Origin of the sequence: Paenibacillus sp. FSL K6-1096, assembly GCF_037977055.1 — a bacterium.
Lineage (GTDB): Bacteria > Bacillota > Bacilli > Paenibacillales > Paenibacillaceae > Paenibacillus_AQ.
Window position 1 is genome coordinate 6928095 of the sequence record NZ_CP150274.1, and the last position, 13906, is coordinate 6942000.

Genomic DNA, 13906 nt, shown 5'->3' on the forward strand with positions numbered 1-13906 from the left:
GCTTTTTGTGTTGAATACCCGTTTATTTTGCACCAAGCTCCGCAAGTGTCTTGTCCATCCGGGCTTGATTCGACTGGACGGCGTCACTGTCTGCGGCATTCTCTTCGGTGAAGACAAGCCTGGTATTCTGGCCGAAGTCCACGGCAAATGCTCTGATCGCCTCAGCATCCGGGTGTTTCTGGATAATGACAGCGGATTTAAACAGGTTCACCAGCATATATTCGCCATCCTCGGGATGAGCCAGATAATTCCCCGCAGTATACTCTTCCACGATCTGGGCTTCAAAATCCTTCAGCTCCTCGGCAGACGGAGTGTAGGACTTGGCCAAGACTTCCACTGCGTCGGCCTTCTGCGCTGACGGTGTATCGGTCTGTGCAATCTGCTTGATGGCCGATTCCCAGCTGGCGGACGCCGGATCAGGGCTGGCTTCGGATGGAGGTACGGGAGTAGGGGCAACTGCGGTCGGCTCTGCTCCTGCTGTTGCGGTTGGAACGGCTTGCTCACCCGGATCACTGCAGCCTGCGGCCAGTCCGATCATGCCTGCGGCGGTAATGGCGATGGCCAGGGATTTCCATTTTGTATACAAGGGCTTGTTCATAAGGGTTCCTCCTGAATATATTTACAGAGACTGTATTATACATTAACCTTGCCGGAGCCGATTGAACATACCTATGAACAATCTGTGAGTCTATAGAACTATGTCATTTGAACTGATATAATTGGGTGCACTACTGGAACGATTAAGCTCCGCGCGGAAGCTCAGGAGCAGGACAAGATCCCGGAGGAGGGATCAGCCAGCGCCTCGCTGAAGGTATCCTCCTTGAAGGCAAGCCAGACCAAATCGCTGACCGTCAAGGTCATAGAAACCCGCGGCCGTTATTCCGGTAACTCGGCCTCCTGGAAGTTTGTGTTCAAGATCGAAAAGGTGAAATGATGTAGAATAATAAATTTGATTCTGATACAATCTAATGTACCAAGTTTGAAGGAGCGGAGCGGATGGATAACGAACTGGTGCAGGTACTGCGGACGGTCATTCGGGAAGAAATGGGACAAGTTAATGAACGGCTGGAAGGTATGGAAGGGCGGCTCGGAGGAGTCGAAGGACGCCTCGGAGGTATGGAAGGGCGCCTCGGAGGTATCGAAGAGCGCCTCGACGGTATGGAAGAGCAGCTCGGAGGTATGGAAGACCGGCTGGATGTTATAGAAACCGAGCAGCGGGAAATCAAGCAGAATCTGAGCCAAATTGCAGATAATCAGCAAACGCTATCAGTAGATATGGAAATGGTTAAACGTGCTGTACTCGAAACGAATGAACGTGTAATTAACATCGAATCCATGTTAGAGAACCAGCATACAATTATTGAACTGCTGTCGGCCCGCTCCATTGAGCAGGAGGCTAAGCTGAAGCGGATTAAATAAAGCATACCGGGTCCGGTGCCTTAAGGCATCGGATTTTTTGCTTTTAACGGTTATTATTGTATAAAAAATCGGAGCCCTATTTCTAGGGCTCCTTTCATGGGAGAGGAGAAACCGGACGAAGAGCTTATGGGGAAACGTAAGCTTACTCCGCGGTTGTCTACGACATTTTGCGATGTCGATAATTACAGGATGAACCGTATGAAGGAATTTTATACATGAAGGCCTGTAAAAAATTGCGGTTTGCGCATTGTGACAAAGTAGGACAATCTTTTTATTTCATGGAATAATTGTGGTACTATAGGCTTGGACTTGTGCCCTGACACGGCAATATATAGAGACATTTATGGTAAAAGCAGGTGGATAATCGGTGAGAGTCATATCGGGAAGTGCAAAAGGCAGGCCGCTCAAAAGTGTACCAGGCAATGGAACACGGCCTACTACCGATAAAGTGAAGGAAGCTTTGTTCAGTATGATCGGTCCTTATTTCGATGGAGGCACGGCGCTGGATTTGTATGCCGGCACCGGCGGCCTGGGGATTGAAGCGCTGAGCAGAGGGATGGAAGCAGCAGTGTTCATCGATATGGAGCAGAAGGCTATCGATACGGTGCGTGCAAATCTGAAAGCGGCGAGACTGGAGGCCCAGGCTGAGGTCTACCGCAACGATGCCGGGAGAGCGCTGGGCGCGCTGGAGAAGCGAGGGAGATCGTTTGACCTGGTGTTTCTGGACCCGCCTTACCGCATGAAGCACGGGGATGAGCTGATGACGGCATTAGCGGCCAAGCAGCTGCTGAAGCCTGAGGCGGTAGTGGTGCTGGAGCATGAATCCGGGTATGCGTATCCGGAGGATATTCCGGGATTCCGCAGAATGAAGCAGTCTGTGTATGGTGAGGTGACGATCTCTATTTATCAGTATGAAGCTGCTCTTCCGGAAGATGCCGCGGGCGGCCAGGAGGTTAATGATGAGTCTGCAGATTAGAAAAGAACGTGTCGCCATCTATCCGGGAACCTTCGATCCGGTAACGCTGGGACATATGGATATTATTCAGCGGGCAGCGAAGCAGTTTGACCGGCTGATCGTGGCTGTGCTGAACAACTTAAGCAAGAACCCGCTGTTCACGGTGGAGGAGCGTACAGGGCTGCTGCGCCAGGCGACAGCGGATATTCCGAACGTTGAGGTGGACAGCTTCCGCGACCTGCTGGTGAATTATGTCCGGCACAAGGATGCCCAGGTCATCGTCCGGGGCATCCGGACGGTTACGGATTTCGAATATGAGCTGCAGAATGCGTCGATTAATCATAATCTGGACCCGGAAGCGGAAACGATATTTATGATGACCAATCCGAAGTATTCCTATCTTAGCTCCAGTGTGGTGAAGGAGATCGCCCATTTCGGCGGAAAAGTCTCTGACTTCGTAACACCTGAAGTGGAACAGGCCATGAAGCTTAAGTTCGACCGGTTGGACGGCCGCTCCAGGTAAACAGCCTGACGGCTGCCGACAATGCCAGCAGCAGCAGAATCAGCAGGCCTTGCAGTCCCAGAAGCTGGGGGATGAAGCTCCATAGACCATGGGCTGAGCTTATATCTTGCTCCACCGTACCGGGAGTGAGGCCCGCGCTTGCCGGAAGCACGGCGGAGCGGAGGTTCATCAGCGGCGTCCACAGGAGCAGCGTCAGCACAAAGGCAAGACCGCTGTGCAGCAGCCGGACAGCGGCGAACGGAAGGAACCGGACCTTTGCTACCTTCATGACGGTCAGCGCCTGAAGCTGGGCACAGATGCCGCTCCAGGCCGCTGCCGCAGAGAGCAGTGCCGGCCCCAGCGGGCTGCTGAGGAAGGCTCCGTCAGCACCCGCTGCAGATGTGATAGCACGGGCGCCGAGATGAATCTCCAGCAGGCCCGCTGCCAGAAGCGGCGGCAGCTGCGGAAGCAGCCTGGCTGCGATGTTAATGACTACGGCGAACATGATCATATAGCCGCCGACGATCATCAGGTTCTGCACGGCGGCGGATACCGATTCGCCGAGCACCTTGCCGAAGCCCCGTCCGTCTCTTGCGCGGGCTTCTGCTGCTGCCTGCCGGATTCGGCCGGGCAAGGAGGCCTTGGGACTGGCCGGACTGGCGGTAACAGGGGCCGGGCCGGCCTTCCGCAAGCCATAGCCCTCCAGACGGGAAGCGATGCCGCCTGCCGCAAGGCCAGACAGCCAGTGCAGGCCAAGCAGGACATACCCGGCGGCCGGACTGTGCAGGAAGGCGGTTCCGAACACAATCAGGAGGGTCACCGGACTGGCGTAATGGACGAGGGAAGCCAGCCTTCCCGCCTCCTTGTCCGTAAGATCCCCCTGGCGGTGTAACTGCATAACGCCCTCTGCCCCGGCCGGGAAGCCTGCGGTAAGGCCGAGCACCAGGGTCCAGCCGCCCGCCCCGGGAAGCCGGAACAGCCGCTTCATCAGCGGCTCCAGCAGCACGCCGATGCCATGCACGAAGCCTGAGGCGGTCAGCATCTCCGACAGGATCAGGAAGGGCAGCAGCGCCGGGAAGACGATGGTCCACCAGAGCTTCAGCCCTGCAAGGGAGGCCTTGAACGAGGACTCCGGGGCAAGGACAATGGCGGCGGCGAGCAGGACGGCCGCTGCACCTGCCGCAAAGGGGGCCGTCCCTCTGAGCAGACGGCGTATTCTGAAGTTTATCATTAGAAGCGTCACCTCTTCATAGCTTAGGACATGGGCATAGCTTGTTAACAATCTATGCGGAGGAGACAACCATCATGCCACGGCCGGGGGCTTCCCTCCGGCCGTGGCATCATATTCCATTGCCGGGGCCGCAGGCCGCGGGAAAGAAGGGGAACAGACTTGAGGCAGCAGAAACGCCGGGTGGGCATCCGTGCTACAGCCTATTTATTTTCATTCGTGGTCATTCTCTATGTTGTAGTCTTCATGAATACGCCTTATATTGTCTATCAGCCGGGCAGCGCCTCGGAGGTAGCCCCGATGATCAAGGTGGAGAATGCGGACCCGCAGGAGCAGGGCACCTTCATGATGACCACAGTCTCGGCCAGTTACGCCAATGTGGCTCTACTGATCGCTTCCCTGTTCAACTCCAATTCGGAGGTTGTGCTGAAAGAGACCCGCCTGCAGGATAAGACTGAGCAGGAGTACGCGGCAGAGCAGGTCTTCTATATGAACAGCTCGCAGTCTTATGCCGTTCAGGCCGCTTATCATGCTGCCGGTATCCCGTATGAGGATATTGTGGATTATCTGTATGTGTTCTCTGTGCCGGAGGCGGCCAGCCAGGGCCAGTTCAAGCCGGGGGACAAAATCATCAGTGTGGAAGGCCAGCAGGCCGCCGACCCTGAAGGCCTGTCCAAGCTATTGTCCGTCCATGCGATCGGCGACACTGTGAGTGTAGTGCTGGAGCGCGGCGGCAAGCAAATGAAGGAGCAGGTGAAGCTGGTAGGGGTCAAGAACCCGGAGACCGCGGCGCTGCGGCCGGGCTTCGGTGTTGCCATCGGTGCGGTGCAGAAGGTGGAGCCTAAGGAAGCGGGCAAGGGTGTCAGCTTCGTGGATACGAAGGTGGGCGGCCCGTCTGCCGGGCTGATGTTCACTATGGAAATATATAACCGGCTCACTCCTGGCGACCTGACCCGGGGCCACCGGGTAGCGGGAACAGGTACAATCGATGCAGAGGGCAAAGTGGGAGCGATCGGCGGGGTGAAGCACAAGATTGTGGCCGCAGACCGCAAGGGCGCGGAAATCTTCTTCGTGCCGAAGGACAACTATAAGGAGGCCAAGGCCAAGGCAGACCAGATCGGTACTAAGATGAAGCTGGTCTCTGTGTCCACCCTGTCGGATGCCTTGAAATACATGGAGGAGCTGCCGGAGATCAAATCCTGACCGGCGGCTCCAGATAATCGCTGTAGAGATCGCTGCGCAGCGGGTTCTTATAGGCTCCGGCGAACACAGCAGCAGCCTGGAGGTCCCGCTCCAGCATAGGATGGTCGAAGCGGGCCGGGCTGGTTACCACCGGGAGCGTTGCCCGCTGCTTCATAGCTTTCAGCAGCTCCCGGCCGCTCTTGCGGAAGCCAAGGATGCGGATGTAGCCCGGCCCCCGGGAGAGTGCAAGCGGGGACAGCTCTGCCTTGCTGTGATTCAGCAGGGTATGAAGCAGCAGGCGCTGGAGCCGGGTAAGGGTGTACCGCTTGCTCTTCAGCTCCTGGAGCAGTCCGCTGACGGTGAACTGTTCGAGCCGGGGCAGGATGCGGAGCAGGCGGTTCTCCAGCCCTTCGTTCATGTCCTGCACCGCATTCAGCTCCGCAGCGGTGCGGGTGGATAGCACATGGCGCAGCGGGATGCGGAAGTCCTCCAGGCCGACCGGGCCGCGGCCTGCGGCGATCTCCCGCTCCAATATGGAGCGGCTGTACTCCGGCATGTACGCCGCCGGAGAACCGCCCTCGTGCAGCAGCCTGCGGATGGCTGTGGCACTGGCAATGCCAGACCCGCCGGTTAGCGGGTCGTGGAAGCCCGCGCCGGTGCGCGGCACGGTCAAGGGCGTGATCGCGCTGCCCAGCCGGCGCAGCGCGATCAGGTAGTGCAGGCCGAGGCTGTTGTTGGGCTGGCGCAATATATGTAGGACATCATCCGGTTTCTCCTCTCCCATGAAAGAGGCCTCCCAGACCGCCGCCGCCGCTGCGCTAAAGGCAGCGGGGAATCCCGCGCCCTGCGACAGGCGAACGCGGATCTCCTCCTTAAGCGCACTGCTCTCCTCGGCCAGGAACCCGGCCAGGGGCAGCAGCGCGCCCAAAGTGCCGGCTTCGGAGCCGAAGCACAGCAGGTCCGCAACCCCGGTTGCTTCCAGCAGGGAGACCGCTCCGAAGGCGAACCATTCCGCCGGCTGGACCGCATACGCCACAGGCAGCTCAATCACCAGATCGGCGCCCATATGCAGCGCCATCTCGGTGCGGGCGCGCTTGCTCACCGCAGCCGGCTCGCCGCGCTGGGTGAACGGGCCGCTCATGATAACGATGGCGCGGTCCGCGCCCGATATTCTTTTGGCCTCATTGAAGTGATGGACATGCCCGTTATGTAAAGGGTTATATTCGGCTATAATACCTACAGTTCTCACAGTTGCTTCACGCCCCGATCCGGGTTTTCTGTTGAAATATAAGAATTTATATGTTGCACACGATAACTTATCCTTATATTTCTCGCTGAAACGATACCGTCCTTAAAAAGGCCGGCAAAGCCGTTTCTGCTTGTATAACATAGGTATATCATAAATTGTCCCGGCCTCTGAAACAATATCAAGGGAAATTGGTTGACAAACTCAGGGAATAATAGGTATAATAAATTTTGTTTGTTTGGAGTGATGAAGATGAACATTCACTTTCGCAAATTAGCGAATGCCGACGAACCTGCCGTGCTCCATGAAGTTGTGGATGTACGCGAGTTTGTCAAAGGACGCAAGGATATTCTTGCTGTAGCCCCACTCTCAGTAGACCTTAAAGCGCTGCCCGCGGGAACCGATAGTGTGAACGTGGTGGGAACATTGAAGGGCGAAGTGGACATGTTATGTTCACGTTGTCTGAGTGAGGTCAGCAGCAAGCTGAACATTCCTTTCGTTGAGACTTTCAAGTGGCTGAAACAGCCCATTCTTCCAGAGGACGAAGATGAGGAGATCATCTACATCCAGGATGAGATGGTAGATCTGATCCCGTTCGTGGAAGAAACTTTCGTACTGCACTTGCCGGATTCGGTATTGTGCAAGGCAGACTGTCTTGGTCTTTGTCAGAAATGCGGACAGAACTTGAACGAAGGCACCTGCAGTTGCGACAACACAGTGATCGATCCAAGACTCGCTGGGTTGAAAGGATTCTTTACCAAGCAAGATAACTAAGAACAAATCCCAAGTTCATTGGGTCACAACACAATCAGGGGGTGTAACACAATGGCAGTACCACAACGCAGAACGTCCAAGACTCGCCGTGACAAGCGTCGTACTCACTTCAAACTGGTGGTTCCAGGTATGGTGAAATGCGAACAATGCGGCGAACTGAAGCTTGCTCACCATGTATGCAAAGTTTGCGGAACATACAAGGCAAGAGAAATCATCAAACAATAGTTTGCACAAGAAGAGTAGCACTTCATCTGCGGGTGAGGTGCTATTTTTATGGGAAAAATAGAGCCGGACGGCATGCAGGAAGGCCTTGCGGGGCGCGGGTTTGCAGTGCTTTTCAAGGCAAAGCTTTATTTTTGCAGCGTCATGCTTTATACTACATATTAGTACCTGGTTCTAATTGTTAATGAATGACAGAGCTTAAGGCTCTGGCGGCCACTCTTGCGGGCCGGATGCTACACATCAGGCCTGTGACGGGAGGTGAACCGCTATGGAGCGGATGTCCAAGAAAGAACGCCAGCAGAAGCTGCTGTCTATAATTGAAGGGAACCCTTTTGTAACCGACCGGGAGTTAACCCGCCAGCTGAAGGTAAGCATTCAGACGATCCGGCTGGACCGGATGGAGCTGGGAATACCGGAGCTGCGCGAACGCATGAAGCAGATGGCAGAGCATTCCTACGATCAGGTGCGTTCGCTGCCTGCTGATGAGGTGGTCGGTGACATTGTCGATCTGCAGCTCGACCGGAGCGGCATCTCGATCTTCGAGATCCGCGGGGAGCATGTCTTCTCCCGGAACGGGATCGCCCGGGGGCATTACGTCTTCGGCCAGGCGAATTCGCTCGCGGTTGCTGTAATTAACGACGAGATTGCCTTAACAGCTTCGGCGGAGGTCCGGTTTGTACGCATGGTCAGGCTGGGGGAGAAGTGTATTGCCAAGGCGCAGGTGCGCTCCCAGGCAGGCAGGGCCGGCAAAGCTGAAGTGGACGTGTTTACATATGTCGGGGAAGAACTGGTATTTCAAGGCCATTTTATAGTGTATCGTTCAGCGGTTGAAGAGTACAGCGAAGGGGGAAACCGGAGTGCGGATCGCCATTGATGCTATGGGCGGGGACAATGCTCCAGAATGTAATGTGGAAGGTGCGCTGGCAGCGGCTGCGGAATGGAGTGATCTCCAGATCATACTGGTCGGCGATGAAGCCAGACTGGAGCCGCTGCTGAAGAGCAGGCCATCCAATGTGACAGTACGCCATGCGGGGGATGTAATCGGTGCGGAGGATGAGCCGGTGAAGGCCGTCCGCCGCAAGAAGGATTCATCTATGGTCGTAGCCGGACGGATGGTCCGCGAGGGTGAGGCGGATGCCATGATCTCCTCGGGCAACACCGGAGCGCTGATGACCACCGGGCTGCTCGTAGTGGGGCGGATGGAAGGGATAGAACGGCCGGCGCTGGCTCCGATGATTCCTACGCTGGATGAGGTCGGTGTCCTCGCTCTGGACTTAGGGGCCAACATGGATGCCAAGCCGCAGCATCTGGCCCAGTACGCCCTGATCGGCAGCGTCTACCGGAACAAAGTTCACGGCATAGCGAAGCCCCGCGTGGGGCTGCTGAATGTGGGCACCGAGCCGGGCAAGGGAAATGAACTGACCAAGGAGGCGTATCCTCTGCTGGAGAGTCTGCCGGGGATTCATTTTGTCGGTAATGTGGAGGCGCGGGATGTTCTCACCGGAGCATGTGATGTGCTGGTCTGTGACGGCTTCGCCGGCAATATACTGCTCAAGTCCCTGGAGGGAACGGCCGGTGCCATGTTCTCGCTGCTGAAGGAGCAGTTCAGCAAGTCGCTCAAGACGAAGCTCGGCGCAGCGATCCTGATGCCGGAGCTGAGAAGCCTCAAGGGTAAGATGGATTATAAGGAGCATGGCGGAGCCCCGCTGCTGGGGCTTTCCGGCCTGGTCGTGAAGGGGCATGGCTCCTCGGACGGCAATGCGGTGAAGAATGCGGTAAGACAGGCCCGGCTTGCGCTGCAGGCCGATCTGGTATCCAGTATATCTAAGGAAATTAGCGGGAAGTGAGTGACAACATGAAACAATTACGTCCGGTAGGCATCATCGGGACAGGGAAATATGTACCTGAGCGAATATTGACCAACAGCGATCTTGAGAAAATGGTCGAAACCAACGATGAATGGATCGTCAGCCGAACAGGCATCAAGGAACGGCATATCGCCGCTCCCGGCCAGGCAACCTCGGATCTGGCATATGAAGCAGCGCTGAAGGCGCTGGAATCTGCGGGGATGAAGGCGGAAGAGCTGGATCTCATTATTGTAGCTACGGTTACGCCGGACAGTGCGTTTCCGTCCACAGCCTGCATTCTGCAGGATAAGCTGGGAGCCAAAGGAGCGGCCGCATTCGATCTGTCGGCAGCCTGCTCCGGCTTCGTCTACAGTCTGGCCACAGCTACCGGCTTTATCCAGAATGGCATGTACAACAATGCGCTGGTTATCGGTGCCGACACCTTGTCGAGCATCACGGATTATACAGACCGCAATACCTGCGTGCTGTTCGGAGACGGCGCCGGCGCTGTAATCGTGGGCGAGGTTCCGGAAGGGCGCGGCTTCCAGTCCTTCGACCTGGGGGCAGAGGGCTCAGGCGGCAGTCTGCTTCATCTCGAAGCAGGCGGCTCACGCCTGCCGGCTTCGCATCAGACCGTTGATGACAAGAAGCATTTCATCTATATGAACGGCCGTGAGGTCTTCAAGTTCGCGGTGCGTGTGATGGGCTCGGCTACGGAACGCGTGCTGACCAAGGCGGGAATAACCAAGGAGAGCATTGACCTGTTCGTACCGCATCAGGCGAACATCCGGATTATCCAATCCGCCATGCAGCGCCTGGAGCTGCCGCCGGAGAAATGTGTCATTAATGTTGATAAATATGCCAACACCTCTGCAGCGTCCATTCCGCTTGCCCTGGTTGAAGCGGCGGAGCAAGGCCGCATGAAGGAAGGCGACACCGTGCTGATGGTCGGCTTCGGCGGCGGATTAACCTGGGGCGCTTCGGTGCTGATCTGGTAGTAGACGGGAAGGAGCAGAATACCTTATGACGAAAATCGCATTTGTCTTTCCCGGCCAGGGTGCACAGGCAGTCGGTATGGGTAAGGATGTATATGAAGCATTGCCCGAGAGCCGGGCGGTCTTTGACAAGGCTGATGAAGTGCTCGGCTTTCCGCTGAGCAGGCTCGTATTTGAAGGGCCTGACAGCGAGCTTAAGCAGACGGTGAACACCCAGCCGGCACTCGTCACAGCCAGTACGGCCTATCTGGAGGCGCTGCGGAGCAGCGGGATTACACCCGATTATGTGGCGGGCCACAGCCTTGGCGAATACAGTGCGCTGGTAGCTGCCGGTGTCCTTGCTTACGAAGATGCGGTCAGACTGGTGCGCCTGCGCGGCCAGTTCATGGAAGAGGCTGTGCCCGGAGGACAGGGCGCTATGGCCGCTGTGCTTGGCGCTGACCGCGCTGCACTGGCGGAACTGTGCCGCAGCATTTCAGCGGCGGGCCATTCTGTAGAGCTGGCGAACGTGAACTGTCCGGGCCAGATTGTGGTCTCCGGTACAGCGGCGGGTGTCGCTGAAGCTGCTGAGCGTGTGAAGGAGGCCGGAGGCAAACGGGCTATTCCGCTGGAGGTCAGCGGCCCGTTCCACTCCTCTCTAATGAAGGGAGCCGCCGAGCGTCTGGCTGCCGAGCTGGAGAAGGTGCAGTTTAATGCTCCACAGGTGCCGGTTATCGCCAATGTTACAGCTGCTCCGGTTACCGATCCGGATGCCATCCGCAGTCTGCTGGTTGAGCAGGTATACTCGCCTGTACTCTGGCAGGACAGCGTGGAGCGGCTGATTGCAGAAGGCGTGGATACTTTTGTCGAGATCGGCTCCGGCAGTGTGCTGTCCGGGCTGATCCGCAAGATTGACCGCAATGTCAAGGTTGTAAATATCAACAGCCTGGAGAGCGCCAGAGCGGGATTATAAGCGTACTCGAAGGCTTGGCGGATTGAGTATTGAAGGGGGACAACTGAACATGTTTGCAGCACTCAAAGGTCAGACAGCCCTGGTTACCGGAGGTTCCCGGGGGATCGGCCGCAGCATTGCCCTGGCACTCGCTGCCCATGGCGTGAAGGTGGCGGTCAACTATTCGGGCAGCGTTCAGGCGGCCGAAGAGACCGTAGCCCGGATACACGAGCTGGGCTCGGAAGGAATCGCCCTCCAAGGGAATGTCGGCAGCAGCGCGGATGCTGAGCGCCTCGTTAAGTCCGTTACAGACGCCTGGGGCAGAATTGATATCCTGGTGAATAATGCCGGCATTACCCGGGACAACCTGATTATGCGGATGAAAGAGGAAGAATTCGACCAGGTGATTGAGACGAACCTGAAGGGGGTCTTCAACTGCCTGAAGGCAGTGACCCGCCCGATGATGAAGCAGCGCTACGGCCGGATTATTAACATCTCCTCTGTCGTAGGCGTGACCGGGAATCCCGGGCAGGTGAACTATACCGCCGCCAAGGCAGGCGTTATCGGGATGACGAAGTCGGCGGCACGCGAGCTGTCGGCGCGGGGGATTACCGTGAACTGTATCGCTCCCGGCTTCATTGATACCGATATGACCCGTGAGCTGTCCGATGAGGTCCGCAGCGAGCTGCTCAAGGGGATTCCCCTGGCGAAGCTCGGGCGGGCGGAGGACATTGCGAATGCGGCGGTATTCCTGGCCTCGGAAGGGGCAGCCTACATGACAGGCCAGACGCTTCACGTGGACGGCGGCATGTACATGTAGGTCTCCGCCAGCGTCAGATTCGTACGGGGGAATGAGCAAAAAGGCTGCCGGAAAGCGTTTTTAGTGCTCTATGGTATTTTGACTTCATATCTCGTATAATACCAAAAGAGGAGGTGAACCGGAATGTCCGATGTATTGGAGCGTGTAAAACGCATTGTCATCGACCGCTTAGGTGCCGATGAAGCTGAGGTAACATTAGAAGCGTCTTTCAAAGATGATTTAGGTGCTGATTCTCTTGATGTTGTAGAATTGGTTATGGAATTGGAAGATGAATTCGATATGGAAATCTCTGATGAAGATGCAGAGAGAATTACGACCGTGGGTGAAGTTGTGAAGTACATACAATCTCATACCTAGAGTCATATGATTGAGGGTCCCGTTCCTGCCAGGGCGGGACTTCTCCTCATTTTAAGCATCTTTTATGAAGAAAATTACAGAACCGCAGACGATAATGGTACTGCGGCGATTGCAGTATATAGACTTCGGGCGTGGATACCTTTACAAGCCGTAGAAGTACACAGCCTACAGATGGGGTGATTGTGTTTGAAGCATAGAGTAGTTGTGACAGGCATGGGAGTAATAACATCACTGGGGAATGATCTTGAGACGTTCTGGGACAGCCTGATGAGCGGCAAGTCGGGAGTCTCCCTGGTCGATAGTTTTGATGTCAGCGAGTATCCGACCCGGATCGCTTCTTCAGTTAAGGATTTCGACCCGGAGGCCCGGTTCGGACGCAAGGAAGCGCGCAAGATGGACCGTTTCGTCCAATTTGCGGTGGCTGCCGGCGAGGATGCACTGAAGGACAGCGGCCTGACCATTGGTGAGGATATCGATGCAGAGCGGATCGGCGTGTCGGTCGGCTCGGGAATCGGCGGCCTGGGGACTTGGGAAGACAACCACAACCTCCTGCTTGAAAAGGGTCCGAAGCGCGTCAGCCCGTTCTTCATTCCGATGATGATCGCGAATATGGGCTCCGGCCAGCTGTCGATTAATCTCGGTGCCAAAGGGCCGAATACGACGACGGTAACCGCTTGTGCCACAGGCAGCCACTCCATCGGGGAATCCTTCCGTCTGATTCAGCGCGGCGATGCCGATGCGATGATCTGCGGCGGTGCCGAAGCAACAATCCGTCCTACAGGGATGGCCGGTTTCTGCGCCATGAGAGCGATGTCCACCCGCAATGACGAACCGGAGAAGGCCAGCCGGCCGTTCGACATTGACCGTGACGGTTTCGTGATGGGCGAAGGGGCAGGGATTCTTATTCTTGAATCACTGGAGCACGCCGAGAAGCGGGGCGCCAAAATCTATGCTGAAGTGATCGGATACGGCCTGAGTGCCGATGCCCATCATATGACAGAGCCTGATCCGGACGGTGCGGCACGCTGCATGAAGATGGCGATCCGTGATGCCGGTATTGCCCCTGAGGATATCGACTACATTAATGCACATGGTACTTCTACTCCGGTTGGGGACAAGTCAGAGACGGCAGCGGTGAAGAAAGCCCTGGGCGAGCATGCCTACAAGGTAGCTGTCAGCTCCACCAAATCAATGACCGGGCACCTGCTTGGCGCTGCCGGCGGGGTGGAAGCGATCATCTGCGGACTTTCGCTGCAGAAGGGCATGATTGCACCTACGATCAATTTGGACAACCCTGATCCGGAATGCGATCTGGACTATGTTCCGAACGTGCCGCGCAAGGCTGATCTGAACATCGCTATGTCGAATTCCTTCGGCTTCGGAGGACATAACGCAACCGTAATTCTCCAAAAATACACTAAGTAAGGG

General features: G+C 56.4%; 16 protein-coding genes. 13 read left to right on the plus strand and 3 right to left on the minus strand.

What is annotated here, in order from left to right:
• Window positions 1–22: 22 nt before the first annotated feature.
• Window positions 23–598 carry a hypothetical protein gene (locus MHI24_RS30395; protein ID WP_340023283.1) on the minus strand — a complete coding sequence of 192 codons (576 nt, stop codon included), beginning with the start codon at window positions 596–598 and terminating at the stop codon, window positions 23–25.
• 398 nt (window positions 599–996) lie between these two features.
• On the opposite strand from MHI24_RS30395, the gene MHI24_RS30400 reads away from it, so the two are divergent.
• The 3 genes from MHI24_RS30400 (at window position 997) to coaD (ending at window position 2897) form a co-directional block, all read left to right on the plus strand.
• The gene (locus tag MHI24_RS30400; RefSeq protein ID WP_340023284.1) at window positions 997–1419 is read left to right on the plus strand and encodes a hypothetical protein; all 423 of its coding nucleotides are present in this window, start codon (window positions 997–999) and stop codon (window positions 1417–1419) included.
• A gap of 367 nt (window positions 1420–1786) precedes the next feature.
• Window positions 1787–2395 (plus strand): 16S rRNA (guanine(966)-N(2))-methyltransferase RsmD, encoded by a 609-nt coding sequence (rsmD, locus tag MHI24_RS30405; RefSeq protein WP_340023285.1) that lies wholly within the window; start codon window positions 1787–1789, stop codon window positions 2393–2395.
• On the plus strand, window positions 2379–2897 hold the full coding sequence (coaD, locus tag MHI24_RS30410) for a pantetheine-phosphate adenylyltransferase (protein ID WP_340023286.1): 519 nt from the start codon (window positions 2379–2381) through the stop codon (window positions 2895–2897). Before rsmD ends, coaD begins: the two co-directional genes overlap by 17 nt.
• On the opposite strand, the gene MHI24_RS30415 is transcribed toward coaD, so the two are convergent.
• On the minus strand, window positions 2863–4107 hold the full coding sequence (locus tag MHI24_RS30415; RefSeq protein WP_340023287.1) for a nucleoside recognition domain-containing protein: 1245 nt from the start codon (window positions 4105–4107) through the stop codon (window positions 2863–2865). The genes coaD and MHI24_RS30415 overlap by 35 nt on opposite strands.
• 159 nt (window positions 4108–4266) lie before the next feature.
• On the opposite strand from MHI24_RS30415, the gene MHI24_RS30420 reads away from it, so the two are divergent.
• The gene (locus MHI24_RS30420) at window positions 4267–5307 is read left to right on the plus strand and encodes a PDZ domain-containing protein (RefSeq protein WP_340023289.1); all 1041 of its coding nucleotides are present in this window, start codon (window positions 4267–4269) and stop codon (window positions 5305–5307) included.
• Here the strand turns inward: MHI24_RS30420 and MHI24_RS30425 are convergent.
• Window positions 5297–6535, minus strand: a complete 1239-nt coding sequence (locus MHI24_RS30425) for a nucleotidyltransferase family protein (RefSeq protein ID WP_340023290.1) — start codon at window positions 6533–6535, stop codon at window positions 5297–5299. The two genes, MHI24_RS30420 and MHI24_RS30425, sit on opposite strands and share 11 nt — an antisense overlap.
• A gap of 249 nt (window positions 6536–6784) precedes the next feature.
• On the opposite strand from MHI24_RS30425, the gene MHI24_RS30430 reads away from it, so the two are divergent.
• The 9 genes from MHI24_RS30430 (at window position 6785) to fabF (ending at window position 13903) form a co-directional block, all read left to right on the plus strand.
• Window positions 6785–7306, plus strand: a complete 522-nt coding sequence (locus MHI24_RS30430) for a DUF177 domain-containing protein (protein WP_340023291.1) — start codon at window positions 6785–6787, stop codon at window positions 7304–7306.
• Window positions 7307–7357: 51 nt separating this feature from the next.
• Window positions 7358–7531, plus strand: a complete 174-nt coding sequence (gene rpmF / locus MHI24_RS30435; RefSeq protein ID WP_019911234.1) for a 50S ribosomal protein L32 — start codon at window positions 7358–7360, stop codon at window positions 7529–7531.
• Window positions 7532–7805: 274 nt separating this feature from the next.
• A complete protein-coding gene (gene fapR, locus MHI24_RS30440; RefSeq protein ID WP_238655240.1) occupies window positions 7806–8402 on the plus strand; it encodes a transcription factor FapR in 597 nt (198 codons plus the stop codon).
• On the plus strand, window positions 8386–9375 hold the full coding sequence (gene plsX, locus MHI24_RS30445) for a phosphate acyltransferase PlsX (RefSeq protein WP_340023292.1): 990 nt from the start codon (window positions 8386–8388) through the stop codon (window positions 9373–9375). The genes fapR and plsX overlap by 17 nt, the downstream gene beginning before the upstream one ends.
• A gap of 8 nt (window positions 9376–9383) precedes the next feature.
• A complete protein-coding gene (locus MHI24_RS30450) occupies window positions 9384–10373 on the plus strand; it encodes a beta-ketoacyl-ACP synthase III (RefSeq protein ID WP_340023294.1) in 990 nt (329 codons plus the stop codon).
• A 25-nt stretch (window positions 10374–10398) separates the two neighbouring features.
• The gene (gene fabD / locus MHI24_RS30455) at window positions 10399–11322 is read left to right on the plus strand and encodes an ACP S-malonyltransferase (protein WP_340023295.1); all 924 of its coding nucleotides are present in this window, start codon (window positions 10399–10401) and stop codon (window positions 11320–11322) included.
• Window positions 11323–11371: 49 nt separating this feature from the next.
• Window positions 11372–12121 (plus strand): 3-oxoacyl-[acyl-carrier-protein] reductase, encoded by a 750-nt coding sequence (fabG, locus tag MHI24_RS30460; RefSeq protein WP_340023296.1) that lies wholly within the window; start codon window positions 11372–11374, stop codon window positions 12119–12121.
• A 123-nt stretch (window positions 12122–12244) separates the two neighbouring features.
• The gene (locus tag MHI24_RS30465) at window positions 12245–12478 is read left to right on the plus strand and encodes an acyl carrier protein (RefSeq protein WP_238655165.1); all 234 of its coding nucleotides are present in this window, start codon (window positions 12245–12247) and stop codon (window positions 12476–12478) included.
• 186 nt (window positions 12479–12664) lie between these two features.
• Window positions 12665–13903 carry a beta-ketoacyl-ACP synthase II gene (fabF, locus tag MHI24_RS30470; RefSeq protein ID WP_340023297.1) on the plus strand — a complete coding sequence of 413 codons (1239 nt, stop codon included), beginning with the start codon at window positions 12665–12667 and terminating at the stop codon, window positions 13901–13903.
• Window positions 13904–13906 lie beyond the last annotated feature (3 nt).

What these genes read in the sequence shown, in the direction of transcription:
- fabG (WP_340023296.1), top strand. Translation starts at nt 11,372, where the DNA reads ATGTTTGCAGCACTCAAAGGTCAGACAGCCCTGGTTACCGGAGGTTCC.
- MHI24_RS30415 (WP_340023287.1), bottom strand. Translation starts at nt 4,107, where the DNA reads ATGATAAACTTCAGAATACGCCGTCTGCTCAGAGGGACGGCCCCCTTT.
- MHI24_RS30430 (WP_340023291.1), top strand. Translation starts at nt 6,785, where the DNA reads ATGAACATTCACTTTCGCAAATTAGCGAATGCCGACGAACCTGCCGTG.
- MHI24_RS30465 (WP_238655165.1), top strand. Translation starts at nt 12,245, where the DNA reads ATGTCCGATGTATTGGAGCGTGTAAAACGCATTGTCATCGACCGCTTA.
- coaD (WP_340023286.1), top strand. Translation starts at nt 2,379, where the DNA reads ATGAGTCTGCAGATTAGAAAAGAACGTGTCGCCATCTATCCGGGAACC.
- MHI24_RS30400 (WP_340023284.1), top strand. Translation starts at nt 997, where the DNA reads ATGGATAACGAACTGGTGCAGGTACTGCGGACGGTCATTCGGGAAGAA.
- fapR (WP_238655240.1), top strand. Translation starts at nt 7,806, where the DNA reads ATGTCCAAGAAAGAACGCCAGCAGAAGCTGCTGTCTATAATTGAAGGG.
- MHI24_RS30450 (WP_340023294.1), top strand. Translation starts at nt 9,384, where the DNA reads ATGAAACAATTACGTCCGGTAGGCATCATCGGGACAGGGAAATATGTA.
- fabD (WP_340023295.1), top strand. Translation starts at nt 10,399, where the DNA reads ATGACGAAAATCGCATTTGTCTTTCCCGGCCAGGGTGCACAGGCAGTC.
- MHI24_RS30395 (WP_340023283.1), bottom strand. Translation starts at nt 598, where the DNA reads ATGAACAAGCCCTTGTATACAAAATGGAAATCCCTGGCCATCGCCATT.
- rpmF (WP_019911234.1), top strand. Translation starts at nt 7,358, where the DNA reads ATGGCAGTACCACAACGCAGAACGTCCAAGACTCGCCGTGACAAGCGT.